Annotated in this window: 28 protein-coding genes and 2 tRNA genes; 15 read left to right on the top strand and 15 right to left on the bottom strand. The window is 68.5% G+C overall.

The window, feature by feature from the left end:
* Nucleotides 1–24: 24 nt before the first annotated feature.
* The 5 genes from IEX50_RS05835 to aroQ all read right to left on the bottom strand — a co-directional run bounded on the left by IEX50_RS05835 (nucleotide 25) and on the right by aroQ (nucleotide 3,705).
* On the bottom strand, nucleotides 25–402 hold the full coding sequence (locus tag IEX50_RS05835; RefSeq protein ID WP_157175220.1) for a Fe-S oxidoreductase: 378 nt from the start codon (nucleotides 400–402) through the stop codon (nucleotides 25–27).
* Nucleotides 403–558: 156 nt separating this feature from the next.
* The gene (locus IEX50_RS05830; RefSeq protein ID WP_157175221.1) at nucleotides 559–1,290 is read right to left on the bottom strand and encodes a ParA family protein; all 732 of its coding nucleotides are present in this window, start codon (nucleotides 1,288–1,290) and stop codon (nucleotides 559–561) included.
* Nucleotides 1,291–1,378: 88 nt separating this feature from the next.
* Nucleotides 1,379–2,749, bottom strand: coding sequence for an acetyl-CoA carboxylase biotin carboxylase subunit (gene accC / locus IEX50_RS05825; protein WP_157175222.1), 1,371 nt, complete (start codon nucleotides 2,747–2,749; stop codon nucleotides 1,379–1,381).
* 2 nt (nucleotides 2,750–2,751) lie between these two features.
* Entirely contained in the window at nucleotides 2,752–3,234 is a 483-nt protein-coding gene (gene accB / locus IEX50_RS05820) for an acetyl-CoA carboxylase biotin carboxyl carrier protein (RefSeq protein WP_157175223.1), read from the bottom strand.
* Between the two features lie 30 nt (nucleotides 3,235–3,264).
* A complete protein-coding gene (gene aroQ / locus IEX50_RS05815; protein ID WP_157175224.1) occupies nucleotides 3,265–3,705 on the bottom strand; it encodes a type II 3-dehydroquinate dehydratase in 441 nt (146 codons plus the stop codon).
* A 277-nt stretch (nucleotides 3,706–3,982) separates the two neighbouring features.
* Here aroQ and thiS point away from each other — a divergent pair, with 277 nt between their 5' ends.
* Both thiS and IEX50_RS05805 read left to right on the top strand, forming a co-directional pair.
* Nucleotides 3,983–4,990: a sulfur carrier protein ThiS gene (thiS, locus tag IEX50_RS05810; protein ID WP_157175225.1), complete on the top strand. Its 1,008-nt coding sequence runs from the start codon at nucleotides 3,983–3,985 to the stop codon at nucleotides 4,988–4,990.
* Nucleotides 4,991–5,106: 116 nt separating this feature from the next.
* On the top strand, nucleotides 5,107–5,298 hold the full coding sequence (locus IEX50_RS05805; RefSeq protein ID WP_157175226.1) for a CsbD family protein: 192 nt from the start codon (nucleotides 5,107–5,109) through the stop codon (nucleotides 5,296–5,298).
* 125 nt (nucleotides 5,299–5,423) lie between these two features.
* Here the strand turns inward: IEX50_RS05805 and IEX50_RS05800 are convergent, their stop codons facing one another.
* The 6 genes from IEX50_RS05800 to IEX50_RS05775 all read right to left on the bottom strand — a co-directional run bounded on the left by IEX50_RS05800 (nucleotide 5,424) and on the right by IEX50_RS05775 (nucleotide 10,190).
* Nucleotides 5,424–5,609 carry an ankyrin repeat domain-containing protein gene (locus tag IEX50_RS05800; protein ID WP_157175227.1) on the bottom strand — a complete coding sequence of 62 codons (186 nt, stop codon included), beginning with the start codon at nucleotides 5,607–5,609 and terminating at the stop codon, nucleotides 5,424–5,426.
* A 12-nt stretch (nucleotides 5,610–5,621) separates the two neighbouring features.
* Nucleotides 5,622–6,077 carry a hypothetical protein gene (locus tag IEX50_RS05795; protein WP_157175228.1) on the bottom strand — a complete coding sequence of 152 codons (456 nt, stop codon included), beginning with the start codon at nucleotides 6,075–6,077 and terminating at the stop codon, nucleotides 5,622–5,624.
* Between the two features lie 149 nt (nucleotides 6,078–6,226).
* Complete coding sequence (locus tag IEX50_RS05790) at nucleotides 6,227–6,682, bottom strand: hypothetical protein (RefSeq protein WP_184075026.1); 456 nt, start codon at nucleotides 6,680–6,682, stop codon at nucleotides 6,227–6,229.
* An 11-nt stretch (nucleotides 6,683–6,693) separates the two neighbouring features.
* The gene (locus IEX50_RS05785) at nucleotides 6,694–8,352 is read right to left on the bottom strand and encodes a thiamine pyrophosphate-binding protein (RefSeq protein ID WP_157175230.1); all 1,659 of its coding nucleotides are present in this window, start codon (nucleotides 8,350–8,352) and stop codon (nucleotides 6,694–6,696) included.
* Between the two features lie 82 nt (nucleotides 8,353–8,434).
* A complete protein-coding gene (locus IEX50_RS05780; protein ID WP_157175231.1) occupies nucleotides 8,435–8,623 on the bottom strand; it encodes a hypothetical protein in 189 nt (62 codons plus the stop codon).
* A 127-nt stretch (nucleotides 8,624–8,750) separates the two neighbouring features.
* Entirely contained in the window at nucleotides 8,751–10,190 is a 1,440-nt protein-coding gene (locus IEX50_RS05775; RefSeq protein ID WP_157175232.1) for an NAD-dependent succinate-semialdehyde dehydrogenase, read from the bottom strand.
* 135 nt (nucleotides 10,191–10,325) lie between these two features.
* On the opposite strand from IEX50_RS05775, the gene IEX50_RS05770 reads away from it, so the two are divergent.
* Genes IEX50_RS05770 through IEX50_RS05760 form a run of 3 tightly spaced genes read left to right on the top strand, consistent with a single transcriptional unit; the run spans nucleotide 10,326 to nucleotide 12,480 of the window.
* Nucleotides 10,326–11,027 (top strand): CoA transferase subunit A, encoded by a 702-nt coding sequence (locus IEX50_RS05770; RefSeq protein ID WP_157175847.1) that lies wholly within the window; start codon nucleotides 10,326–10,328, stop codon nucleotides 11,025–11,027.
* Entirely contained in the window at nucleotides 11,024–11,848 is an 825-nt protein-coding gene (locus IEX50_RS05765) for an HAD family acid phosphatase (protein ID WP_229673680.1), read from the top strand. Before IEX50_RS05770 ends, IEX50_RS05765 begins: the two co-directional genes overlap by 4 nt.
* Nucleotides 11,845–12,480, top strand: coding sequence for a 3-oxoacid CoA-transferase subunit B (locus IEX50_RS05760; protein WP_157175233.1), 636 nt, complete (start codon nucleotides 11,845–11,847; stop codon nucleotides 12,478–12,480). Before IEX50_RS05765 ends, IEX50_RS05760 begins: the two co-directional genes overlap by 4 nt.
* A gap of 318 nt (nucleotides 12,481–12,798) precedes the next feature.
* Here the strand turns inward: IEX50_RS05760 and IEX50_RS05755 are convergent.
* From IEX50_RS05755 to dapB, 3 genes are all read right to left on the bottom strand, one after another.
* A tRNA-Arg gene (locus IEX50_RS05755) sits at nucleotides 12,799–12,875 on the bottom strand.
* Between the two features lie 43 nt (nucleotides 12,876–12,918).
* Nucleotides 12,919–13,590: an endonuclease III gene (gene nth / locus IEX50_RS05750; RefSeq protein WP_157175849.1), complete on the bottom strand. Its 672-nt coding sequence runs from the start codon at nucleotides 13,588–13,590 to the stop codon at nucleotides 12,919–12,921.
* Between the two features lie 14 nt (nucleotides 13,591–13,604).
* Nucleotides 13,605–14,384: a 4-hydroxy-tetrahydrodipicolinate reductase gene (gene dapB / locus IEX50_RS05745; RefSeq protein WP_157175234.1), complete on the bottom strand. Its 780-nt coding sequence runs from the start codon at nucleotides 14,382–14,384 to the stop codon at nucleotides 13,605–13,607.
* 143 nt (nucleotides 14,385–14,527) lie between these two features.
* Here dapB and IEX50_RS05740 point away from each other — a divergent pair.
* From IEX50_RS05740 to arsH, 6 genes are all read left to right on the top strand, one after another.
* Nucleotides 14,528–14,601: transfer RNA gene (locus IEX50_RS05740), tRNA-Gly, on the top strand.
* A 195-nt stretch (nucleotides 14,602–14,796) separates the two neighbouring features.
* Nucleotides 14,797–15,129, top strand: a complete 333-nt coding sequence (locus IEX50_RS05735; RefSeq protein WP_157175235.1) for an ArsR/SmtB family transcription factor — start codon at nucleotides 14,797–14,799, stop codon at nucleotides 15,127–15,129.
* A gap of 13 nt (nucleotides 15,130–15,142) precedes the next feature.
* Complete coding sequence (arsC, locus tag IEX50_RS05730) at nucleotides 15,143–15,586, top strand: arsenate reductase (glutaredoxin) (protein ID WP_157175236.1); 444 nt, start codon at nucleotides 15,143–15,145, stop codon at nucleotides 15,584–15,586.
* Complete coding sequence (locus tag IEX50_RS05725; protein WP_157175237.1) at nucleotides 15,583–16,869, top strand: arsenic transporter; 1,287 nt, start codon at nucleotides 15,583–15,585, stop codon at nucleotides 16,867–16,869. Before arsC ends, IEX50_RS05725 begins: the two co-directional genes overlap by 4 nt.
* A complete protein-coding gene (locus IEX50_RS05720; RefSeq protein WP_157175238.1) occupies nucleotides 16,866–17,189 on the top strand; it encodes a YnfA family protein in 324 nt (107 codons plus the stop codon). The genes IEX50_RS05725 and IEX50_RS05720 overlap by 4 nt, the downstream gene beginning before the upstream one ends.
* Nucleotides 17,189–17,947 carry an arsenical resistance protein ArsH gene (gene arsH, locus IEX50_RS05715; protein WP_157175239.1) on the top strand — a complete coding sequence of 253 codons (759 nt, stop codon included), beginning with the start codon at nucleotides 17,189–17,191 and terminating at the stop codon, nucleotides 17,945–17,947. The genes IEX50_RS05720 and arsH overlap by 1 nt, the downstream gene beginning before the upstream one ends.
* Here arsH and IEX50_RS05710 read toward each other — a convergent pair whose 3' ends face one another.
* Nucleotides 17,948–19,222 (bottom strand): TonB family protein, encoded by a 1,275-nt coding sequence (locus tag IEX50_RS05710; protein WP_157175240.1) that lies wholly within the window; start codon nucleotides 19,220–19,222, stop codon nucleotides 17,948–17,950.
* Nucleotides 19,223–19,516: 294 nt separating this feature from the next.
* Here IEX50_RS05710 and IEX50_RS05705 point away from each other — a divergent pair, with 294 nt between their 5' ends.
* The 4 genes from IEX50_RS05705 (at nucleotide 19,517) to IEX50_RS05690 (ending at nucleotide 24,045) form a co-directional block, all read left to right on the top strand.
* Nucleotides 19,517–20,812: a serine hydrolase domain-containing protein gene (locus IEX50_RS05705; protein ID WP_157175241.1), complete on the top strand. Its 1,296-nt coding sequence runs from the start codon at nucleotides 19,517–19,519 to the stop codon at nucleotides 20,810–20,812.
* A 139-nt stretch (nucleotides 20,813–20,951) separates the two neighbouring features.
* Nucleotides 20,952–22,409 (top strand): 3-isopropylmalate dehydratase large subunit, encoded by a 1,458-nt coding sequence (leuC, locus tag IEX50_RS05700; RefSeq protein ID WP_157175242.1) that lies wholly within the window; start codon nucleotides 20,952–20,954, stop codon nucleotides 22,407–22,409.
* On the top strand, nucleotides 22,406–22,987 hold the full coding sequence (gene leuD / locus IEX50_RS05695; protein WP_076073238.1) for a 3-isopropylmalate dehydratase small subunit: 582 nt from the start codon (nucleotides 22,406–22,408) through the stop codon (nucleotides 22,985–22,987). The genes leuC and leuD overlap by 4 nt, the downstream gene beginning before the upstream one ends.
* Nucleotides 22,988–23,052: 65 nt before the next feature.
* Entirely contained in the window at nucleotides 23,053–24,045 is a 993-nt protein-coding gene (locus tag IEX50_RS05690; RefSeq protein WP_157175243.1) for an SDR family oxidoreductase, read from the top strand.
* The last annotated feature ends 1 nt before the right edge of the window (nucleotide 24,046 follow it).

The raw sequence follows: 24,046 nt of genomic DNA, 5'->3' as shown, positions 1-24,046 counted from the left end.
CCTTCTGTTGCTTGAAGTCGGGGCTTACTTGCCGCCGCGGTTCTTGCAGTTGTCGGTGACCGTGCGCGAGCAGGTCGGGTAGTCCTTGGTCGACGGCTGCGGGGTCGTGGACTGGGTGGCCATCGGGGCCGGGGCTGCGGCCGGGTCCGACGCCATCGGCGCTGGTGCGGCGGCCGCCGGGTCGGTTGCCATCGGCGCTGCGGCGGCCGGATCGGCGGGCGTTGCGGCGTCGGCCGGGGCGGTCATCGCCGGATCGGCGGCGGGCGGCGTTGCGGATGCGGCGGGATCAGCAGCAGCGGCCGGATCGGCGGCGGCACCGGCCTGCGCCGGCGGCTGCGTCATGTCCTGAGCGATGGCTGGCGCGGCGAGCATGAAAGCGGCGGCGATCAGAAATGGCTTCATGGGGTTTCTCCTCAAAAGGACGGTATAATTCGTGTTCCGGATCGTAGTAACTCACGAACTTGCGATCGGACCCATGCTTTGGCACGAATTAACGCAGTTTCACGCCTCCATCTGACAAAAAGACTAGCTAAACAGGCAAAGCGTTCACCGATCCGGTCAGGTCGTTTCGGCGAGACGTCGTTCTATACCGGTCCAGATGCCGGCGAATGCTTGCGCGGCAACCGAGGTGGGCGCGAACATCGCCACGGGTGCGCGGTGGAGCGTCATCGATTCGACGGCGCTGGCCATCGGAATGCGCGGCCAGTCGGGCGCGGCCTCGATCGTGGCGAGGTGCAGCGCGCGGCGGCGGTCGACCATCGAGAAGACCGGCAGGATCGGCGCGTGGCGGCCGGGCGCGTTGGCGAAGTGCGTCACGACATCGTCGAGCGCACGGCGGGCGAGCGGGGAGGGGATGACGGGCGCGACGATCAGCGTGGCGGCACGCGCGACCTGCTCGCTGGTTTCGGTGAGGCCGGGCGGGCAGTCGAGGATGATCCGATCGTAACGCTCGGTCAGTTCGTTCAGCAGGCGGAGCAGCCGCTTGCGCTTGCCCAGCACCCCGAAGAAGCTGTCGAGCCGGCGGAGCGAGGCGTCCGCGGGGAGCAGGTCGAGCCCGTCGATCGCGGTCCGGCGGATCAGGCGGTCGGGGGTGACGGAGCGCGCGAACACCGCCTCGGCCGGATCGGCGGCGGGGCTGTCGCCACCGAGCAGCCAGGTCGAGGCGGCCTGCGGGTCGAGATCCCAGAGCAGCGTGCGGCGGCGGCAGATGGTGGCGTTGTGCGCGAGGTTGACCGCGAGCGAGGTCTTACCGACGCCGCCCTTGAGGCTGTAGACCGCGATCGTCGCCATGCCTTGCTCCTCCTGCGTACCTCGGGTGGGTTCGGTTCGAACGTTCTCGACAGGCTCGAACCGAACGGGTTTGGGTGACTGCTCCCGGTCAGGCCTTTGCCGCTGCGTCCGCGAGATCCTGGCGGGCGAGCCATTCCTCGAGCCACTTGATCGTGTAGTCGCCGCGCTGGAACTCCGGATCGTCGAGCAGTGCCTGGTGGAGCGGGATCGTCGTCTTGACCCCTTCGACCACGAATTCCTCCAGCGCGCGGCGGAGGCGGCGGAGCGCACCGTCGCGAGTGGTGCCGTAAACGATCAGCTTGGCGATCATCGAGTCGTAGTAAGGCGGGATGCGGTAGCCGGCATAGAGCCCGCTATCGACGCGCACGTTCATGCCGCCTGGCGCGTGATAGCCCTTCACGAGACCCGGCGAGGGCATGAAGGTGCGCGGGTCCTCCGCATTGATGCGGCATTCGATCGCGTGGCCGCGGAACACGACGTCTTCCTGACGCAGCGTCAGCGACTTGCCGTCGGCGATGCGGATCTGTTCGCGGACGAGATCGAGGCCGGTGATCGCCTCGGTCACCGGATGTTCGACCTGGAGCCGGGTGTTCATCTCGATGAAGTAGAATTCGTTGTTTTCGTAAAGGAATTCGATCGTACCGGCGCCGCGATAGCCCATGTCGGCCATCGCCTTTGCGACGATGCCGCCCATGTCCATGCGCTGCGCCGCGGAGATGACGGGGGATGGGGCCTCCTCCAGCACTTTCTGGTGGCGGCGCTGGAGCGAGCAGTCGCGTTCGCCGAGATGGATCGCGTTGCCGCGGCCGTCGCCGAACACCTGGAATTCGATGTGGCGCGGATCGCCGAGATATTTTTCGAGATAGACGGTCGCGTCGCCGAATGCGGCCTTCGCCTCGCGCCCCGCCTGCATCATCAGCGTTTCGAGCTGCGACGGATCGGTGCAGACCTTCATTCCGCGGCCGCCGCCACCGGAGGCCGCCTTGATGATGACCGGGTAGCCGGCCGCCTCGGCGATCGCCTTGGCTTCGTCGATATCGGAGATCGGGCCGTCGGAACCGGGGACGAGCGGGAGACCGAGGGCGGCGGCGGTGCGCTTGGCCTCGATCTTGTCGCCCATCGTGCGGATATGTTCGGGCTTCGGTCCGATCCAGATGATGCCGTGGCTCTCGACGATCTCGGCGAAGCGCGCGTTTTCGCTGAGGAACCCGTAGCCCGGGTGGATCGCGTCGGCATGCGTGATTTCGGCGGCCGAGATGATGTTCGGGATGTTGAGGTAGCTGTCGGCCGCCGCGGGGGGGCCGATGCAGACCGCCTCGTCCGCCAGCCGGACGTGCATGGCGTCTTCGTCCGCGGTGGAATGGACCGCGACCGTCTTGATCCCCATTTCATGGCAGGCGCGGTGGATGCGGAGCGCGATTTCGCCGCGGTTGGCGATCAGGACCTTGGTGATCGCCATGCTTATTCGACGATCGCGAGCGGCTGGTCGAATTCGACCGGCTGGCCGTTGTCGACGAACAGCTGGCGCACGGTGCCGGCGCGCGGGGCGACGATCGGGTTCATGACCTTCATCGCCTCCACGATCAGCAGCGTGTCACCGGCGGCGACGGCCTGGCCGACCACGGCGAACGGCTTGGAGCCCGGTTCGGCGGCCATGTAGGCGGTGCCGACCATCGGCGATTTCACGACGCCGGGGTGATCGGCGGGCTCGATCGCCAGCGGGGCGGGTGCGGCCGCGGCAGGTGCCGGGGCGGCGAGCGGGGCCGGGGCGGGTGCGGCCTGCATGACGGGCGCGGTGATCGCGGCGGCCTTGCGCACCACGCGGATGCGGCGGTCGCCGTCGGACACCTCAATTTCGGTCAGGTGCGTGTCGTCGAGCAGTTCGGCCAGTTGCTTCACCAGGCCGACATCGACCTGCATCGCGCCATTGGGGGTATCGGTCATCTTCGGAGTCCCTGTTTTGGCGCGCAAATGTCAGAGCTTGGCGGCGGCGTCCAGCGCCAGCACGTAGGAATGCGCGCCGAAGCCCGCGATCGTGCCCTTTGCGGCCATGCCGACATAGCTTTTGTGGCGGAAGGTTTCGCGGAGGTGGGGGTTGGACAAGTGCACCTCGATCACCGGCACCGACACGGCCTTGATCGCATCGTGGATCGCGATCGAGGTGTGGGTGAAGGCGCCCGCGTTGAGCAGTACGGCCTTGGCCCCGCGGGCGTTCGCCTCCTGGATCCAGTCGACGAGCAGCCCTTCGTGGTTGGTCTGGCGCATGTCGATCTCGAGCCCGATCTCCTGCGCGCGGTCGTCGAGCATACCCGCGATGTCGTCGAGCGTGTCCGACCCGTAGATGGCGGGCTCGCGCAGGCCCAGCATGTTCAGGTTGGGACCGTTCAGGACGTAGACGACGGGGCTGTCCGGCATTGCGGGCTTTCTGGTGGCTTGGAGGGCACGTCCTACAACGGACGGGCGGGCGAGGCAAAGTGCAGTCTGGCCCCCCTCCCTTTCAAGGGAGGGGTTGGGGGTGGGTGGGCGAGCGTAGACTCGTCCGTCCGACTTTGGTTCGCGCGCTGCCGTCTGCGCGGCAGCACCCACCCCCGGCCCCTCCCTTGAAAGGGAGGGGGGAAGGCGATCTTATTTTGCTACCGTTTGAACATCGCCCCCCGCGTCTCTAGATCGCGGGTCAGGCACGGAGACGCAGATGCATAGCGACGGTACGATCACACTCAGCGTGAATGGCGAGCATAAGCGCGTGCGGGCCGGCATCACGCTGGCGGAGCTGGCGTCGGAGTTGGGGCTGGTGCCGGAGAAGGTGGCGGTGGAGCGCAACCTGGAGGTGGTGCCGCGGTCCACGCTGAACGACGTGGTGGCGGAGGACGGCGACGAGCTGGAAATCGTTCATTTCGTCGGTGGGGGCGATCATGTCGCGGCGCCGGTCAAGGACGACACATGGACGGTCGCCGGGCGGACGTTCCGGTCGCGGTTGATCGTCGGGACCGGCAAGTACAAGGATTTTGCGCAGAACGCCGCGGCGGTCGAGGCGGCGGGGGCCGAGATCGTGACCGTGGCGGTGCGCCGCGTGAACGTGTCGGACCGCAACGCGCCGGTGCTGATGGACTATATCGATCCGAAGAAAGTGACGTACCTGCCCAACACGGCGGGGTGTTTCACCGCGGACGAGGCGATCCGGACGTTGCGACTGGCGCGCGAGGCGGGTGGCTGGAACCTGGTGAAGCTGGAGGTGCTAGGCGAGGCGCGGACGCTGTACCCCGACATGGTCGAGACGATCCGCGCGTGCGAGATCCTGGCCAAGGAAGGGTTCGAGCCGATGGTGTACTGCGTCGACGATCCGATCGCGGCGAAGCGGCTGGAGAATGTCGGCGCGGTGGCGATCATGCCGCTGGGCGCGCCGATCGGGTCGGGGCTGGGCATCCAGAACCGCGTGACGATCCGGCTGATCGTCGAGGGGGCGAGCGTGCCGGTGCTGGTCGATGCGGGCGTGGGTACCGCGTCCGAAGCGGCGGTGGCGATGGAGCTGGGCTGCGACGGGGTGCTGATGAACACCGCGATCGCCGAGGCGAAGGACCCGGTGATGATGGCGACCGCGATGCGCCATGCGGTGGAGGCCGGGCGGCTGGCCTACCGCGCCGGGCGGATGGGGCGGCGGATGTATGCCGACCCGTCGAGCCCGCTGGGCGGCCTGATCTGAGCCCCGCGACCCGGATGTTACGAGAGCGTCATGGAACCGCGTTCGGGGCGGTTGGTTTTGATTCATGTTAAGATAGACGGCCTCGCAATGGTGCGGCGCCGGCCAGGAGACGGATCATGGGCGAATTCACCGACAAGCTGAAGGGTGCCACGAACGAAGCCATCGGCAATGTGAAGCAGGCCGTCGGCAAGGGCACCGACAACCATGACCTGGCCGCCGAAGGCCATGCGCAGGAAGCCAAGGGCGAAATGCAGCATGCCAAGGGCGACGTGAAGGGTGGCGTGAAGAACGTGGTCGACAAGATCTGACCCGCTGCCAAGACTGAATGACCGAGCGCCGTCGCGGGAAACCGCGGCGGCGTTTTTTTGAGAGACGCCGGGTCGGTTGGGGGCCTGAATTGGTCTCCCAGCGCCGGACGCTGAACTTTGGTGCGTTATTTGTGAGCGAGGCGTGCGCGGATCTGTTCGAGGGCCGCCGCATCGGCCGGCTTCCGTGGCGGCAGGTCCGGTGCAGCGGCCTGCGTCCTGACCGACTTGCCCTGATTGTCTTTTAAGTCGGGATCGGCGCCGCGTGACAGCAGGAACGCGACGAGGGACCATTGGCCGAAACTCGCGGACATGATGGCGGGGGTCTAGTTGAACGTTGGCAAGCGGTGATCGACGCTGGCACCTTCCTTCATCAGCCGGTCCATCCATTCGGTGTCGTCCATGAGGATGGCGTTGGGGTAGGAACCTTCGATGATCTCGTCCCGGCTCAACACCGGCTTGGCACGCTCATGCGCGTAGAACGATGCGCCGAGTGTGCCGAGCGCGGCCAGGACCGCGAGGAAGCTGCCCCACATCGCGATGCGGATGACGTGAAGGCCCGCCTGATTCGATCGCCGCCGCGCCCCCCGTTCCAGCACCGCGAGGAAGGGCAGCACGACGGGATATCCCGTCACCGAAAGCAGGACCGCGAGGTAGAGGCCGAGTTCCGCGTCCGTCGGCTTACCGGGAACGCTTAACAGCACGGGCAGGATCAGCAGGATGCACAGCACCCAGAGCGACCAGAGTGCCGCGGTCTTCGCGAAAGTGACGATGCGCGGCATAGGACCCAATCGGTAGGATACGGGCGTAGCCGTGCCGACCGCCCCCGCACAAGCGTGTCGTGCGGTTCACGATCTAACACGAGACCCGAAGCCGGTCGTCGCCATTGGCGAGGGGCGGCACCGGGGATCGGGACCTGCGGGAACGGTGTCTAGTTGCCTTGTCGCTGGGCCGGCATCTGGCTGCGAAGCGTCTGGTCCGTGAACGACACGGCTTCGGCGACCGACACGGTGAAGACCCCGCCTTCGGCCTGCTGCCATTGCGCGATGCCGTCGGCGCTGTCCAGGAACGCGATCTTGGACGAGGACAGCTTCGTGACGCTCGCGTCCAGCGCGGCCTTGGAAAACGGCGCGTGTTGCAGGACACCGGCGAGCGGCAGTCCAGTGAAATGTACGCCGACGATGCTCACATGGTAGATCGGCCCGATCTTCGGGAAATCAGCGCCATCGTCGATCTTCTGGATCTTCAGAAGTGACCCCTTGTCCTCCGGACGGGTGCGATACTCCCATATCTGCCCTTCCGAATATGTCTTGCCGGGCAATCCGGCCATCGCTGTCCCGGTAAACCCGACAAGCCCAAGACCGGCCCACAGCAGGCGCCGCAGCATCGTCCGGACGATCATGCAGGGTTCCGGAGCATCGTCATCGTGGCGCCGGGTGCGATCTGTTCGATGTCGGTCTTGAGGTGGAGGAGGGCGATGCCGGGCTGCGCAGTCGCCTCCGCCAGTGCGGGGGCGAAGTCGGCGGTGCGGTCGACCGTCGTGCTCCAGGCGCCGTAGGCGCGGGCGAGGGCGGCGAAGTCGGGGTTGGCGAGCGCGGTGCCGGAGATGCGGTTCGGGTAGCGCCGTTCCTGGTGCATGCGGATCGTGCCGTAGCTGGCGTTGTTGACCACGAGGATCAACAGGCGGCAGCCGAGTGCGGCGGCGGTCGCCAGTTCCTGTCCGTTCATCAGGAAATCACCGTCGCCCGCGATCACGACGACCTGGCGGTTCGGATGGCGGCGGGCGGCGGCGATGCCGGCGGGCAGGCCGTAGCCCATCGCGCCCGCGGTGGGGGCAAGCTGAGTCGTCGGGCCATCGTAGCGCCAGTAGCGGTGCCACCAGCCGGAGAAGTTGCCGGCGCCGTTGCAGAGGATGCTGTCGGCGGGGAGCACGCGCTGCATTTCGGTGACGCAGGCGGCGAGATCGAGCGTGGCGGCGCTGTCCGGTGGGACGATCCAGGCCTCCCATTCGGCGTTCGCCTCCGCCCCGTCGGCGAATTCCAGTAGGTCGTCGTCCCAGCCCGCGGCGGTTTCGGCAAAGTCGTGGCAGTCCGCGCAGATGGCAAGGTCGGTGCGGTAGACCGAATGGAGTTCCTCCGGGTCCGGGTGGACGTGGACGAGGATCTGCTCGGGATGTTCGGGCGTGATGAGCGTGTAGCCGTCGGTCGTCGCCTCGCCCAGCCTGGCGCCGACGACGAGGATCAGGTCGGCGGCGCGGACGCGGGCGGTGAGCGCCGGGTTGGGGCCGTAGCCGAGATTGCCGGCGTAGACCGGGCAGTCGTTGGGGATCGCATCCTGCCGACGGAAGGCAGCGGCGACGGGCAGGCCGATCCGCATCGCCCAGGTGCAGAACCAGACCGCGGTGGCGGCGTCCCAGTCCGCGCCGCCGACGATTGCGATCGGGGCGGCGGCGTCGCGCAGCAGATCGACCAAGGTGTTCATCGCGAGCGCATCGACGGGCTGCGGCGGGCGGACGATGCGCGGGCGATCAACTGCGGCGACGACGTCGCAGAGCATGTCCTCCGGCAGGGCCAGCACGACCGGGCCGGGGCGGCCGGCCATGGCGGTGGCGTAGGCGCGCGCGATATATTCGGGGATGCGCGCGGCGTCGTCGATCCGCGCGGCCCATTTGGCGAGCGGGCGGAACATGGCGACGAGGTCGACTTCCTGGAATGCCTCGCGGTCGCGGTCGGCGCGGGCGACGTCGCCGACGAACAGGATCATCGGGACCGAATCCTGCATCGCGACATGGACGCCGATCGATGCGTTGGTGGCGCCGGGGCCGCGCGTGACGAAGGCGATGCCGGGGCGCTTGGTCATCGCGCCGTCCGCGGCGGCCATGTAGGCGACGCCGCCCTCCTGCCGTGCCACGACGAGGTCGATCGCGGGCACGTCGTGCAGCGCATCGAGGACCGCGAGGTAGCTTTCGCCCGGCACGCAGAAGATGCGGTCGCAGCCCTGCGCCACGAGTTGATCGACGAGGATGCGGCCGCCGGTGCGGGTGTCTGGGGATGTCATGCCCCGGTCATAGCCGGATCGGTTGCGGCGGAAAACCGTGCGTCCGTCGGGTCGGGCGAAATGGCCTATGCCGTGCGGATCGTTAGCGGGCGGGCAGACCGGAGCCTTCCGCGGCCTGGGCCGGGAGCTGCGCGCTGCCGCGTTCCGGCGCCGGGTGCGATTCGATGTAGGCGAAGACGGCGACCGCGATCGTCAGGAGCAGGACGCCGACGACCACCGCGTAGAGAATCCGTGCGCCGCGGCCGGGGGCACCATCGGGTCGTCCAGTCATGGTGGTGGTCCTTTCCGTGACGATCTCGGGCGCTTGCCTAGCATGGTTGCGCGCGGGGGTCGCGTTAACCGCGATCAATGTTCCGGGGCGTTCCCGCCGACACGGGAACGCCCCCTCGGTCGATAGATCAGGACATGTGGACGGTCTTGGTCACCAGATGCGCCTGGACGCCTTCGGGGCCGTCCTCCGATCCGTGGCCGCTGTCCTTCATCCCGCCGAACGGACTGTCGGGGAAGCTGAGCCGGACGCCGTTGATGGCGACCATGCCGGCCTCGATCGCGTCGCCGAGCAGGTTCTGGCGGCGGCCGTTTTCGGTGAAGCAGTAGGCCGCGAGGCCGAAGGGGAGCCGGTTGGCCTGTTCGATCGCATCGTCGACGGTGGCGAACGGGCGGAGGAGCGCGACCGGGCCGAACGGTTCGTCGTTCATCGCGCGCGCGGTGAGCGGCACGTCGGCCAGCACGGTCGGCTGGTAGAAGAAGCCGTTGCCGGACGTCTGCCGCTCGCCACCGGCGAGGAGGCGCGCGCCGGCGGACAGCGCGTCGTCGACGAGGCCGGCGATCGCATCGGGACGGCGCGGGTTGGCCATCGGGCCCATCTGGCTGGCGGCGTCCATGCCGTCGCCGACCGCGAGCGCCTTCGTCCGCGCGGCGAACCCAGCGGCGAACGCGTCGTAGATCCCGTCCTGCACATGGAAGCGGGTGGGCGCGACGCAGACCTGGCCGGCGTTGCGGAATTTATGCGCGACGAGCGTGTCGAGCGTCTTTTCCAGATCGCAGTCGTCGAACACCAGCACGGGGCCGTGGCCGCCAAGTTCCATCGTGGTTTTCATCATGGTGTCGGCCGCGAGTGCTGCGAGATGCTTGCCGACCGGGACCGAGCCGGTGAAGCTGAGCTTGCGCGTGACGGGCGAGGCGAGCAGCTGGCGCGAGACCATGTCGGGGACGCCGAACACGCATTGCGCGACGTCGCCGGGCAGGCCCGCATCCTGGAAGCAGCGCAGCACCTCGACCGCGGAACCGGCGGTTTCCTCCGACGGCTTGATGATGATCGAGCAGCCGGCGGCGAGCGCGGGCGCGATCTTGCGCACCACGTTCATCACCGGGAAGTTCCAGGCGCAGAAGGCGGCGACCGGGCCGACCGGTTGTTGCAGGACGAGCGAGCGCGTGCCCGCCGGGCGCGGCAGGACGCGGCCGTAGATGCGCAACGCCTCGCCCGCGTGGAAATCGAGCAGCGCGGCGGCGAACGCGACCTCGCCCTTCGCCTCGGCCAGGATCTTGCCCTGTTCGGTGGTGGCGATGCGCGCGATGCGGTCGGCCCGTTCACGCAGGAGCGCGGCGGTCTTCTGCAGCATCGCGGCGCGGGCGTCGGGGGCGGTGGCGCGCCAGGCCTTGAACCCGCGGTCGGCGGCGGCCAGCGCCTCGTCCAGGTCGGCGGCGGTGGCGAGCGGCAGTTGCGCCAGCGTTTCGCCGGTGGCGGGGTTCAGCACGGCGTGGGTGTCGCGCCCCTCGCCGGTGCGCCAGGTGCCGGCGATGTAGAGGCCGAGACTGGTATCGTAAGCGGTCGCCATGGCGGTTCTCCTGCGGTTGGCGCTCAATCGCATGGTCGCGCGGCGGTGTCACGCCGGGGTGTGCGCGCGCGATTGACCGGTGTCGTGCGGGCGGCCTATTCCGAAATGCAGAAGAAGAACTGGAGAGAGTCGCCGATGAACAAGCTGTATCCCGATGCGGCCGCGGCGCTGTCCGGCGTCCTGTTCGATGGCATGACGATCTGCGCCGGCGGGTTCGGGCTGTGCGGCGTGCCGGAACGGTTGATCGATGCGATCGCGGCGGCGGGCACGACCGGGCTGACGGTGGCGTCGAACAATGCCGGGATCGACGGGGAGGGGCTGGGCAAGCTGCTCCGCACGCGACAGATCAAGAAGATGATCTCCTCCTATGTCGGTGAGAACAAGGAGTTCGAACGGCAATATCTGAGCGGTGAGCTGGAGGTCGAATTCTGTCCGCAGGGGACGCTGGCCGAGCGCGTACGCGCGGGCGGGGCGGGGATCCCGGGTTTCTACACCAAGACGGGCGTCGGCACGCTGGTGGCCGAGGGCAAGGAAGTGAAGCTGTTCGACGGGCAGGAGTATATCCTGGAACGCGGCATCCGCGCGGACCTGTCGATCATCAAGGGATGGAAGGCGGACGAGGCGGGCAACCTGATCTTCCGCAAGACGGCGCGGAACTTCAACCAGCCGATGGCGACCGCATCGTCGATGACGGTGGCGGAGGTCGAGGAGATCGTGCCGGTCGGATCGCTGGACCCGGATGCGATCCATGTGCCGGGGATCTTCGTGAAGCGACTGGTGCTGGGCGCGCCGTACGACAAGCGGATCGAGTTCCGCACCGTGCGGGAGCGGGTGTGAGGTCTTTCGGTCTGTCGTGCTGGGTGGCGGCGGTGACGCTTTCGGGATGTGCCGCAACGCCGGCACCGGTCGCGACGGTGCCAGCGGGGATGCAGTATCTGTACGGGTCGGGTGAGGCGGCGGCGCTCAGTCGGCAGGCTTATGCGGGGCTGGCGGATTATGTGCGCGCGTCGTCGCGGGCCGCGCCGGTGTCGGTGGTCGAGGGGGCGGGGCCGTGTGGGGCCAAGCCGCGGGCGATCGTGCTGGACGTCGACGAGACGGCGTTGCTGAACCTAGGCTATGAATATGCCGACGGGCTGGCGGCGCGGCCTTATGACCCCGCGCGATGGGAGCGGTGGGAGCGGACCGGCACGCGCGCCGTGTTGCCGGTGCCGGGCGCGGTCGATGCGCTGGCCGCGGTGCGGGCGCAGGGCGTGACGGTGATCTTCAATTCCAACCGCAATGCCGCGACCGCGCAGGAGAGCCGCGCCGCGATCGAGGGCGCGGGGCTGGGGCCGGCGGTGCACGGCGAGACGCTGTTCCTGAAGGGTGATGCGGGCGGCGGTTCGGGCAAGGATGCGCGGCGGCGGCTGGTTTCCGAGCGGTGGTGCGTGATCGCGATGGTGGGCGACCAGCTCGGCGATTTCAGCGATCGGTTCGTGGGCTCAGCACCCGTGCGACGCGCGGCGGCGCAGGCCGCGGGGACGGGCGAGCGCTGGGGGCATGGCTGGTTCATGCTGCCCAATCCGGTGTACGGCACCGGTCTTGCGGGCACGTTCGACGATGTATTTCCGGTGGACCGGCGCTGGGCCGATCCCGCCGCCAGAAAGGGTGCGAAATGAGCTGGGACCGCAATCAGATGGCGGCGCGGGCCGCGCGCGAGCTGCGCGACGGATATTATGTGAATTTGGGGATCGGCATTCCGACGCTGGTCGCGAACAACATTCCGGACGGCGTGACCGTGACGTTGCAGTCCGAGAACGGGATGCTGGGGATCGGGCCGTTCCCCTATGAGGACGAGGTCGACGCGGACCTGATCAACGCGGGCAAGCAGACAATCAGCGAACTGCCGTCGTCGAGCTATTTCTCGTCGTCCGACAGCTTCGCGATGATCCGCGGGGGGCATATCGACCTGACCGTGCTGGGCGCGATGGAGGTTTCGGAGGGCGGCGACATCGCCAACTGGATGATCCCGGGCAAGATGGTGAAGGGCATGGGCGGGGCGATGGACCTCGTCGCCGGCGTGAAGCAGATCATCGTGGTGATGGACCACACCGCCAAGGACGGCAGTGCGAAGTTCATCCCGACGTGCACCCTGCCGCTGACCGGGCGGAACGTGGTGGACATGATCGTGACCGACCTGTGCGTGTTCCGGCGGGCGGACCATGCGACGCCGTTCCGGTTGGTGGAGCTGGCGCCGGGCGTGACGGCGGATGAGGTTCGGACGAAGACGACGGCTGCTTTTGAGGGGTGAGGTTTGGGCTTGGTCTCAGCCGAGCGGAGCCTGAAGCGTAGGGACTGAGCACCTCCATCCGGTTGTCACTACGGACTTGATCCGGGGTTCAGGACACTGGGTGGAGCAGCTGCGGATGTGAACCCAGCGCACTCCAGCTCGGGGAAGTTCCGGCAGGTGTCCGTTGTCGTGGGGTGGCGGTTTGTGGCGGGTAGGCGTCTAGGCCCCGGCCTTCGCCGGGGAACACAACTTTGTCGCGCGAGACGGATGCCATGTCGTCACACCGGAATTGCACCGGGGCAGGCCTCTGTTGAAGCCGTTCGAACTGTCTGAAAAGGTTGGTGCACCGTGAGGAATTCGAATCCCCGACCCCTGCCTTCGGAGGGCAGTGCTCTATCCAGCTGAGCTAACGGTGCGCTGGACGGGCACTTAGCAAAGGGCTGGGCGGGGGGATAGGCCTTAATTGAGCGGTGAGGGCTCCGCGGCGGGGGCCGGCGGGGCGGGGGTCTTGGGCTTGTAGCGGCAGAGGTCGGCGACCGGGCAGCGCCAGCAGAGCGGGGTGCGCGCCTTGCAGATGTAGCGGCCGTGCAGGATTAGCCAGTGGTGCGCGTGGGCGCGGAACGGGGCGGGGGTGACCGCCTCCAGCCGGCGTTCGACCGCGACGACGTCCTTGCCGATCGCGAGGCCGGTACGGTTGCCGACGCGGAAGATGTGCGTGTCGACGGCGATCGTTTCGTGGCCGAACGCGACGTTCAGCACGACGTTGGCGGTCTTGCGACCGACGCCGGGGAGCTGTTCGAGCGCCTCGCGGTCGGCGGGTACCTCGCCACCGTGCAGCGCCAGCAGCCGTTCGGACAGCGCGATGACGTTCTTCGCCTTGGTGTTGAACAGGCCGATGGTGCGGATGTGGTCCTTCAGCGCGTCGAGCCCGAGTGCGACCATCGCGGCGGGGTTGTCGACTTCGGCGAACAGTTTGCGTGTCGCCTTGTTGACGCCGATGTCGGTCGCCTGCGCGGACAGCGCGACCGCGACGAGCAACGTGTAGGGATTGGTGTAGGCGAGTTCGGTCTGCGGTGCGGGGTCCGCCTCCGCCAGGCGGCGGTAGAATTCGAACACGTCGGCACGCGGCATGGGGCGCATGGCCATCAGTCGGCGAACAGATCGGACATGGTGTAGCGGCCGGGGGCGCGGCCGGCGAGCCAGCCCGCCGCGCGGACCGCACCGCGGGCGAAGATCGCGCGGCTTTCGGCGCGGTGGCCGAGTTCGATCCGTTCGCCCTCGGTCGCGAAGGTGACCTGGTGATCGCCGGCGACGGAGCCGCCGCGGAGCGATGCGTAGCCGATCGTGCCGGCTTCGCGGACGGCCGGGGGCTGTGCGGCGCGATCGGTGCGGGCGAGGTCGGCATGGTTTTCGTTGCGGCCGGCGGCGGCGGCGGTGCCGAGCAGGAGCGCGGTGCCGGACGGGGCGTCGCGCTTGTGGCGGTGGTGCATCTCGACGATCTCGATGTCCCAGTCGGGGCCGAGCCGGGCGGAGGCCTGTTCGACGAGCCAGGCGAGGACGTTGACGCCGAGCGCGGTGTTGGCGGCCTGGAGCACCGGGATGGTGCGTGCGGCGGCGTCGATCGCGGCGTGGTGCGCGGCGTCTAGGCCGGTGGTGCCGATGACGATGGCGGTGCCGGCGGCGGTCGCGGCGGCCAAGTTGGCGGCGAGCGCGTCGGGGGTCGAGAAGTCGATCAGGACGTCACAGGCGGTGGCGAGGGCCGGGGCGTCGGCGTGGGAGCCGACGACCGGGCCGTCACGGCCGATGCCGCCCGCGATTGCGATGCCGGCATCCGTTGCGGCGGCCAGGATCGCCTGCCCCATGCGCCCGCCGGCGCCGAGCAGGCCGAGGCGGAGGGCGGGGTTTGCGGGGGGCGGGCTGGTCATGTCCGGTCCCATGGCAAATCCGCGGGCGGGCGAACAGGATTATCGTCGCGCGGTCGCCGGGATAGACCTTGCCGTCGGCACGAACAGAAAGTATGAGCGCCGAACCGATGGGGCGACCCGCCGGCACGCGTACGGATCGGTATGCGGGTGTAGCTCAATGGTAGAGCTTTTGCTTCCCAAGCAAGTGACGAGGGTTCGATTCCCTTCACCCGCTCCATTCGGCAGCCTCAAACCAGATATGTTGTCTTAGGGGCGTTCCAGCGGCCTGCGGCTTGGGCTGGTTGCCCGGTATCGCTGCCCTGAGATCCGCATGGTCGAGCGTGGGACGAACCTTGCGTGGGGTACTCGACAGGCTCGAACCGAACGGGTTTTGATGATTGTCAGGCGCCGACACTTCCAATAAGCTGGATATATGGAAACGGAGACTGCCATCGCCACGTTGGGCGCGCTCGCGCAGGGGACGCGGCTTGACGTGTTCCGGCTGCTGGTGCGGCATGAGCCGGACGGGATGGCGGCGGGGGAGATCGCGCGGTCGCTTACCGTGCCGCAGAATACCATGTCCGCGCATCTTGCCATTCTTGCCCGCGCCGGTGTCGTGCGGTCGGAGCGCCGCGGGCGATTGATCGTCTACCGCGCCGATCTGGACGGGTTGCGGGCGCTGACGCTGTTCCTTGTCCGGGATTGCTGCGCGGGGGCGCCCGAGCTGTGCGCGCCGCTGCTCGCCGAACTGTCTCCCTGCTGCTGAAAGGATGCCCATCATGGCGAAGGTGCCGGCCGTCGATATCGTGATCTATCACAACCCAGCGTGTGGCACGTCGCGCAACGTGCTGGGCCTGATCCGCAATGCCGGCATCGAGCCGCATGTCGTCGAATATCTCAAGACGCCGCCGTCGCGCGCGCTGCTGGTGGCGTTGATCGAGCGGGCAGGCATCACCGCGCGCGAGCTGCTGCGCGAGAAGGGGACGCCCTATGCCGAGCTGGGGCTGGGCGAGGCGAGCCTGTCCGACGATGCGCTGGTGGATGCGATGATAGCGCACCCGATCCTGATCAATCGCCCGCTGGTCGTGTCGCCAATGGGTGTGAAGCTGTGTCGGCCGTCCGAAGCGGTGCTCGACCTGTTGCCGGAACCGCAACGCGGCGCGTTCGCCAAGGAAGACGGCGCGCAGGTGGTGGACGAAAGCGGTCGGCGCGTCGCCGGATGATCCTCGCGCTCGCCATCTTCGCGGTCACCATCGCGCTCGTCATCTGGCAGCCGCGCGGGCTCGGCATCGGGTGGAGCGCGATGGGCGGGGCGGCGGTGGCGCTGCTGCTCGGCGTCGTGTCGCTGGGCGACATCCCGACCGTCTGGGGTATCGTGTGGAACGCGACGGCGACGTTCGTCGCGATCATCATCGTCAGCCTGCTGCTGGACGAAGCGGGGTTCTTCGAATGGGCGGCGTTGCACGTCGCGCGCTGGGGCGGCGGGCAGGGGCGACGGCTGTTCGTGCTGATCGTGCTGCTGGGTGCGGCGGTGTCGGCGCTGTTCGCGAACGATGGCGCGGCGCTGATCCTGACGCCGATCGTCATCGCGATGCTGCGCGCGCTGGGGTACAGGGACTGGGCGACGCTGGCGTTCGTCATGGCGGCGGGGTTCGTCGCCGATACGGCCAGCCTGCCGCTGATCGTGTCCAACCTCGTCAACATCGTGTCGGCCGACTTCTTCCGGATCGGTTTCGCGGATTATGCCGCGGTGATGGTGCCGGTCGATCTGGCGTCGATCGCCGCGACGCTGGTCGTGCTGCTGCTGTTCTTCCGTCGCGACATACCGGCCGACTATGACGTGGCGCAGCTCCGCACGCCGGCGCAGGCGATCCGCGACCCGGCCACGTTCAGGGCGGGCTGGATCGTGCTCGGGCTGCTGCTCGTTGGGTTCGTCGTGCTCGAGCCGATCGGCGTGCCGGTCAGCGTGGTCGCGGCGGCCGGCGCGGTCCTGCTGATCGTGATCGCCTCGCGCGGTCGAGTCATCGAGACGCGCCGGGTGCTGAGCGGCGCGCCGTGGCAGGTCGTGATCTTCTCGCTGGGCATGTATCTGGTCGTCTACGGCCTGCGCAATGCGGGGCTGACCGATCATCTGGCCGTCCTGCTCGACCGCACGGCGCAGGGCGGCGTGTGGGGCGCGGCGTTCGGCACCGGGATCATCGCCGCGCTGCTGTCGTCGGTGATGAACAACATGCCGACCGTGCTGGTGGGGGCGCTGTCGATCGAGGCGACCCACGCCACCGGTGCGGTGCGCGAGACGATGATCTACGCCAACGTGATCGGGTGCGACCTGGGGCCGAAGATCACGCCGATCGGCTCGCTCGCGACGCTGCTGTGGCTGCATATCCTGGGCCAGAAGGGCATCCGGATCGGCTGGGGATATTATTTCCGGGTCGGGGCCACGCTGACGATTCCGGTCCTGCTGGTCACGCTGGCGGCACTGGCGATCCGGATCGGGATGGCATGACGGCGCTCGTCTATCTGGCCGCGGCGGTGGCGGAGATCGGCGGCTGTTTCGCCTTCTGGGCGTGGTTGCGGCTGGGCCGGTCGCCGTTGTGGCTGGTGCCCGGCATCGTGTCGCTCGCGCTGTTCGCCTGGTTGCTGACGCGGGTGGACAGCGATGCGGCGGGGCGCGCCTTCGCGGCCTATGGCGGGATCTATATCTGCGCTTCGCTGGGCTGGTTGTGGGCGGTCGAAGGGGTGCGGCCGGATCGCTGGGACGTGGGCGGGGCCATGCTCTGCCTGGTCGGCAGCTGTGTCATAATGTTGGGACCGAGGACTGCCTGATGCCGCTTCGCACGATCATCGATCCCGATCATCTGCCGGCGCTCGATTGCCGCTATGCGATCGAGCGACCCGCCCTCGGCCTGGGGGCGGGCGATCCGCCGCCGCGTATCCTGCTGCTCTACGGATCGCTGCGCGCGCGATCCTATTCGCGGCTGTGCGTCGAGGAGGCGGCGCGGCTGCTGCGTTTCTTCGGGTGCGAGACGCGGATCTTCGATCCCGCGACGCTTCCGCTGCCCGACCAGGTGGCGGGCGACGATCATCCCGCGGTCCACGAACTGCGTGCACTGTCGCTGTGGTCGGACGGGCAGGTGTGGTGCAGCCCGGAACGGCACGGCCAGATCACCGGGATCATGAAGCTGCAGATCGATCATCTGCCGCTGTCGATGGGCGGGATGCGCCCGACGCAGGGGCGCGCGCTGGCGGTCATGCAGGTGTCGGCCGGGTCGCAGTCGTTCAACAGCGTGAACACGCTGCGCGTGCTGGGGCGCTGGATGCGGATGGTGACGATACCCAACCAGTCGAGCGTCGCCAAGGCATTCGAGGAGTTCGGCGACGACGACCGGATGAAGCCGTCGAGCTACTATGACCGGATCGTCGACGTGATGGAAGAACTGGTCCGCTTCACCGTCCTGCTGCGCCCGCACGCCGTCCAGCTCGTCGATCGCTATTCCGAGCGGAAGGCGGCCGGTGTGCCGATCGACGCCGCGACGGACCTGTCGAGTATCGCGGTGTCGGCGGGGCCGACTCAGGCGGGCTGATCAGCCTGGGGCCTGTGCCTCGTCTTCCTCCGCGGCGGTGCGCTGGCCGGGAAGGGCGAAACGGACGGTGGTGACGCAGCCGCGATAGCCGTTCGGGCTGGGCGCGACGGTGGCGCGCTGGATCATCGAGCGGGCGGTTTCGCCGAACGCATCGGCCGGTTCGGCGGCGACGACCTGGACGTTGCCGGTCTGGCCCCAGGAGGCGACGTCGAACCGCACGGTCGCAACGCCACCGATGCGGCGCCGGGCGAAGGGGGTCGGGAACGGGCGGCCGGGCGGCAATGTCATGACCTGTTGCAGGTCGACCGGGCATTCGGGGCCCTTCGTGGCGACCGGCACGGCCGGGCGTTGCGCGGGTTGCATCGGCGCGCTGTTCGTATGGTATTGGAACAGGCATCCGGTGCGCGCACCGGGTTGGTAGCGGTTGAGCGCGAGCGCGGCGCGGGCCGCGGCATCGAAGCCGTTATTGCCGCTGGACGCGATCAGGCGGATCTTGGCCGGGTGGCCGGCCGCGTCAATGTCGTGCTGGAAATAGCTGAAGTTCCAGTCGCCGTTCGGTTCGACGAACCGTTCGAACGACGGGAAATTGGTGCTGCGTGCGTTCGGACGGCCGCCTTCGTAACAGTTCGATCCGACCGGTTTCAGGCGATCGAACGCGGCCTTGCCGGCGGAACCGATCATCGGCCCGGACAGGAGGCGCGCCAGCGACGCGGCGGGCGCGCGATCGATCGGCACGGCCTGAACCGTGAAGCCGATGCTGCAACCCGTGCGCGCCGCGCCGGGGCGGAAGCGCCAGCCGGACAGGGCGGGGGCGAGGTCGCTTGTGTCGACGAACATGCCGTACTCCCCCGGTCCGGGGCGCTGGCGGATCGCGGTGGGGCGACCGGCGGCATCGATCGTGAATTCGAACATGCGCGGGTTCGTAGCAGGTGGCCACACGTAACCCGGCTGCGTGGTGCCGGGGGGCGGAACGGACGGCTGGGCGTAGCGGACCGTACTGGTATCGTACGGCCGGACGACGCGGTCGGGCGCGACCATCTCTGTCCCGCAACGAACCGTGCCGGGGACGAAGCTGACCACATCCTCGGTCCTGCGGGTCTTCGGCGCCTCGCCGTAGCGCCAGCCGGCGACGTGCTGGCTGAGGTCGGTGGGCGGGCCTTGCGTCGGGACCGTGAAGTCGGCCGCCGGTGGCGCGGATCGGACCGCCGGTGTCGGTGCCGGCTGCACCGCCGCAGCGGTTGTCGCGAGCAGGAGGATCAGGGCCGTGAACTGCATCGTCCGTCTCCGCCGCCATTTGTATGCGATTACCAAGATATAGCGCAGCGCGGACGCCGTCGGAAGTGGAATGTCGCCCGCATCAAAGTAAATCCATGTTACGATTATTTGACGGTGCTGTGGTTCGTCCGGAAAGGGCGTCGATCCGATGTGGTCATGCGCCGTCCGCCACCGCCGTCCGCCGTCCGCCGTTCGCCGGCGCTGGTCCGGACGGCGGAGTGGGCCCGCCAAAGGGAGCGGTTTGCGCGGCGGGCGGAGCTTTTGCGGAGTGGCGGCGGGGGTTAGAGCAGCGCGATGAAATTTCGCAGACTGACATGGCCGACGTCGCGGCCGAAGGGCAAACCGGTCGGCCCGAGCGCGGCGCTGGCGGGTGCGGCGTTGCTGATCGGCGTGGCGGCGGTGGCCGGCTGGCAGGGCGGGTCGGCGACCGAGAAACCCAACGCGCAGCCGGGTGCAGCGGCGGTGTTGCCGGCGTCCGTCGCGGATGCGGGAGGGCGGATCGCGGATGCGGCGAGCACGCGCCACCGGGTCGATTATGCGCAGCTCGATCGACGGATCGAAGGGCTGATGCGGACGCCGGGGATGAGCGGGCTGGGCGTGGCGGTGGTCGAGGGATCGCGCGTCACGTTCGTCAAGGGATATGGCCGGACCGAGCCGGGGGCGGCGGGCGATCCGGTGACGTCGCGCACGGCGTTCCGCTGGGCCTCGCTGTCCAAGACGGTGGCGGCCACCACGATGGAGAAGCTGGCGGCGGAGAAGAAGCTGTCGCTGCAGTCGCCGGTGACGCAGTACCGCACGTCGTTGCGGCTGCCGGGCGGCAAGGAGCGGTTCGCGACGATCGAAGACGTGCTGTCGCACCGGCTGGGGATCGTCAAGAACGCGTATGACGACAAGCTCGAGGACGGGATGGACCCGGCTTATATTCGCGGGCTGTATGCCGGGCTGTCGTCGATCTGTTCGCCGGGCGCGTGTTTCGCATATCAGAATATCGCGTTCGATACGGTGACCGAGATCGTCCGCGCGGTGACCGGGCGGAGCTATGCCACGACGGTGCAGTCGATGCTGTTCGGGCCGCTGGGCATGGTGAACGCGTCGATCGGGCGGGCGGGGCTGACGGGGGCGGCAAGCTGGGCGCGGCCGACGAAGGGGTCGCGCGTGCTGACCGTGCAGGAACCTTATTACCGGGTGCCGGCGGCCGGCGGCGTCAACAGTTCGATCGGTGATCTGGCGCTATGGCTGAAGGCGCAGATGGGCGGGAGCCCGCGGGTGTTGCCGCAGGCGTTGCTCGACGACCTGCACCGCGCGCGCATCAAGGTACCGCGCGGGCGGCAGGGGACGTTCGACCGGGCGATGACGGACGGGCGCTATGCGCTGGGCTGGCGCAATCACCGGTTGGCCGGGCATCTGCTGGTCGGGCATCGCGGGGCGGTGTCCGGGTACCGGTCGCTGATCCTGTTCGATCCGGTGGAGCGGGTCGGGATCGCGATGTTGTGGAACAGCGAGAGCCCGCGGCCGGTGGGGTTGCCGTTGGAGCTGTTCGACGCGTTGTACGGGCTGCCGGCAACGGATTATCTGGAGCTTGGGAAGTAGCTTCGCCAGGATCTGTTACTGATATTTAAGGCGTGGTTCGTCGTCGAAGGGACGGCCCTGCGCGACATGTCGTTGCCGCCGCTTTGCCTTCGCGGGGTCGCGGGTGTAGGGCGCCCGCGATAGCTGCGAGGCCCCCGCGATGACCGAACCGAAGACGCTGTATGCCAAGATCTGGGACGCGCATGTCGTCGATACGCGCGAGGACGGCACCGCGCTGATCTATATCGATCGGCACCTGGTGCATGAGGTGACGAGCCCGCAGGCGTTCGAGGGACTGCGCGTCGCCGGGCGGACGGTGCGGCGGCCGGACCTGACGCTGGCGGTGCCGGACCATAATCTGCCGACCACGCGGCGGGTGGATGCGCAGGGCGCGCGTTTGCCGATCGCGGATCTGGAGTCGGCCGCACAGCTGGAGGCGCTGGCCCGGAACGCGCCGGCGGCGGGGATCCGCTATATCGATGCGGTCGCGGCGGAGCAGGGGATCGTGCATGTCGTGGGGCCGGAGCAGGGCTTCACCCTGCCGGGCACGACCGTGGTGTGCGGCGACAGCCATACCGCGAGCCACGGCGCGCTGGGGGCGCTGGCGTTCGGGATCGGCACGTCGGAGGTCGAGCATGTGCTCGCCACGCAGACGCTGCTGCTGCAACGGTCGCAGTCGATGGAGGTGCGTGTCGACGGCGTGCTGGGCGCGGGCGTGACGCCGAAGGACGTGATCCTGCACATCATCGGGCGGATCGGTGCGGCGGGCGGGACCGGCCATGTGATCGAATATACCGGCAACGTGTTCCGCGAGATGTCGATCGAGGGGCGGCTGACCGTCGCCAACATGTCGATCGAGGCAGGCGCGCGCGCCGGGCTGGTGGCGCCGGACGAGACGACCTTTGCCTATCTCAAGGGCCGGCCGATGGCGCCGGTGGGCGAGCAGTGGGACGCCGCGGTCGCGTGGTGGCGGACGCTGGCGACCGATCCGGGCGCGGCGTACGACAAGGTGGTGGTGATCGACGCGGGCGAGATCGCGCCCAGCCTGACCTGGGGGACGAGCCCGGAGGATGTCGTGCCGATCACGGGCGTGGTGCCGGACCCGATGAGCTTCGCCGATCCGTCGAAGCAGGCCGCGGCGCAGAAGTCGCTCGACTATATGGGCTTGGTGCCCGGCACGCGGATGCAGGATGTCGGGGTCGACATGGTGTTCATCGGCAGTTGCACGAACAGCCGGATCGAGGATCTGCGCGCGGCCGCGGATGTGGTGCGTGGGCGGCATGTCGCGGCGGGCGTTTCGCAGGCGCTGGTCGTGCCGGGGTCGGGGCTGGTGAAGCGGCAGGCGGAGGCCGAAGGGCTGGACCGCGTGTTCGTGGAGGCGGGCTTCGAATGGCGCGAGCCGGGCTGTTCGATGTGCCTGGCGATGAACCCGGACAAGGTGCCGCCGGGGATGCGCTGTGCGTCGACGAGCAACCGGAACTTCGTCGGGCGGCAGGGGCCGGGGGCGCGGACGCACCTGCTGTCCCCCGCGATGGCGGCGGCGGCGGCGGTGACCGGGCGGTTGACCGATGTCCGCGAACTTTTTCGCGAAGGCGATCTGGTGGGAGCGACGGCATGAACCCGGTGGTGAAGGTCGAGGGCCGTGCGATCCCGTTCGGGCGGAAGAATGTCGACACGGATGTGATCATCCCGGCGCATTATCTGAAGACGATCAGCCGGTCGGGCCTGGGCCGCGGCGCGTTCGAGGTGGTGCGGCGCGAGCCGGGCAACGTGTTCGACGACCCGCGCTACGTGGGCGCGCCGGTGCTGATCGCGGGCGACAATTTCGGTTGCGGGTCGAGCCGCGAACATGCGGCCTGGGCGCTGGGCGACATGGGCGTGCAGGCGGTGATCGCGCCGTCCTATTCCGATATCTTTTCCGGCAATGCGGTGAAGAACGGGATCGTGCCGGTGGTGCTGCCGCAGGACGCGGTCGACCGGCTGATGGTGGTCGCCGCGGAGGGGTTGCCGGTGACGGTGGACCTGGAAAGCTGCACCGTGACGACGCCGTATCAGGACCGCTACAGTTTCACGATCGACCCGTTCCGGCGCGACTGCCTGATGCACGGGCTGGACGAGATCGGCCTGACGATGGCGCAGGGCGATGCGATCTCCGCTTATGAAGCGAAGGTCGGGGCGGAGCGCGGCTGGGTTTGAGCGCGGCCGTCTGAACGTCCGTCCGTGTCGTCCGTTGAGGGGCGATACGGACAGGGAGACGGCAGATGGACGGCGACGGCACTTCGCGACGGACGGTTCTGGGTGGTGCGGCGATCGCGATCGCGGCGGCGAGCGCAGCGCCGGGGCTGGCGCAGGCGGGCGGTGGTGGTGCGGCACCCTCGCTGCGCGATCCGCGGACCAAATATACCAACACGCCGTTTCCGGAGCAGCGCCAGCCCTGGCCCGCGCTGGCGAGCAAGATGACGCCGCGGCCGGACCACGGCGAGACGAGCTATCGTGGGTCGGGCAAGCTGACCGGGCGCAAGGCGCTGATCACCGGGGGCGACAGCGGGATCGGCCGGGCCGCGGCGATCGCGTTTGCGCGCGAGGGGGCGGATGTCGCGATCAACTATTATCCGACGGAGGAGCCGGATGCGCGCGAGGTCGTGGCGCTGATCCGTCAGGCGGGGCGCAAGGCGGTGGCGATCCCGGCGGACATCCGGACGCTGGAGGCGTGCGAGGGGATCGTGCGCAAGGCGATCGCGGGCTTGGGCGGGCTGGATATCGTCGTGAACAACGCCGCGTATCAGCAGAGCAAGGCGGACATCCTGGAAATCACGGACGAGCAGTTCGACCGGACGTTCAAGACGAACATCTACCACGTGTTCCGGGTGAGCAAGGCGGCGATCCCGAGCCTGCCGCCGGGGTCGGTCATCATTAACACGATCTCGGTCAACAGTTACGACCCGGGCGAGGAACTGATCGACTATGCCGCCACGAAGGCGGCGATCCTGAACCTGACCAAGGGCATGGCCAAGCAGCTGGCGAAGAAGGGCATCCGCGTGAATGCGGTGGCGCCCGGCCCGATCTGGACGCCGTTGCAGGTGGCGGGCGGTCAGTTGCCCGGCACGATGGGCGAGTTCGGGCAGGACACGCCGCTCGGCCGCGCAGGTCAGCCGGCGGAGCTGGGCAGCCTGTACGTGGCGCTGGCGTCCGACGAGGCGAGCTTCAGCACCGGCACCGCGGTCGGCGCGCATGGGGGGAAGGGAAATCCGTGAC

Origin of the sequence: Sphingomonas prati, from assembly GCF_014643515.1 — a bacterium.
Classification (GTDB): domain Bacteria; phylum Pseudomonadota; class Alphaproteobacteria; order Sphingomonadales; family Sphingomonadaceae; genus Sphingomonas_R; species Sphingomonas_R prati.
The sequence above is the reverse complement of the archived record's forward strand: the minus strand, read 5'-3'. Positions and strand labels throughout refer to the sequence as shown.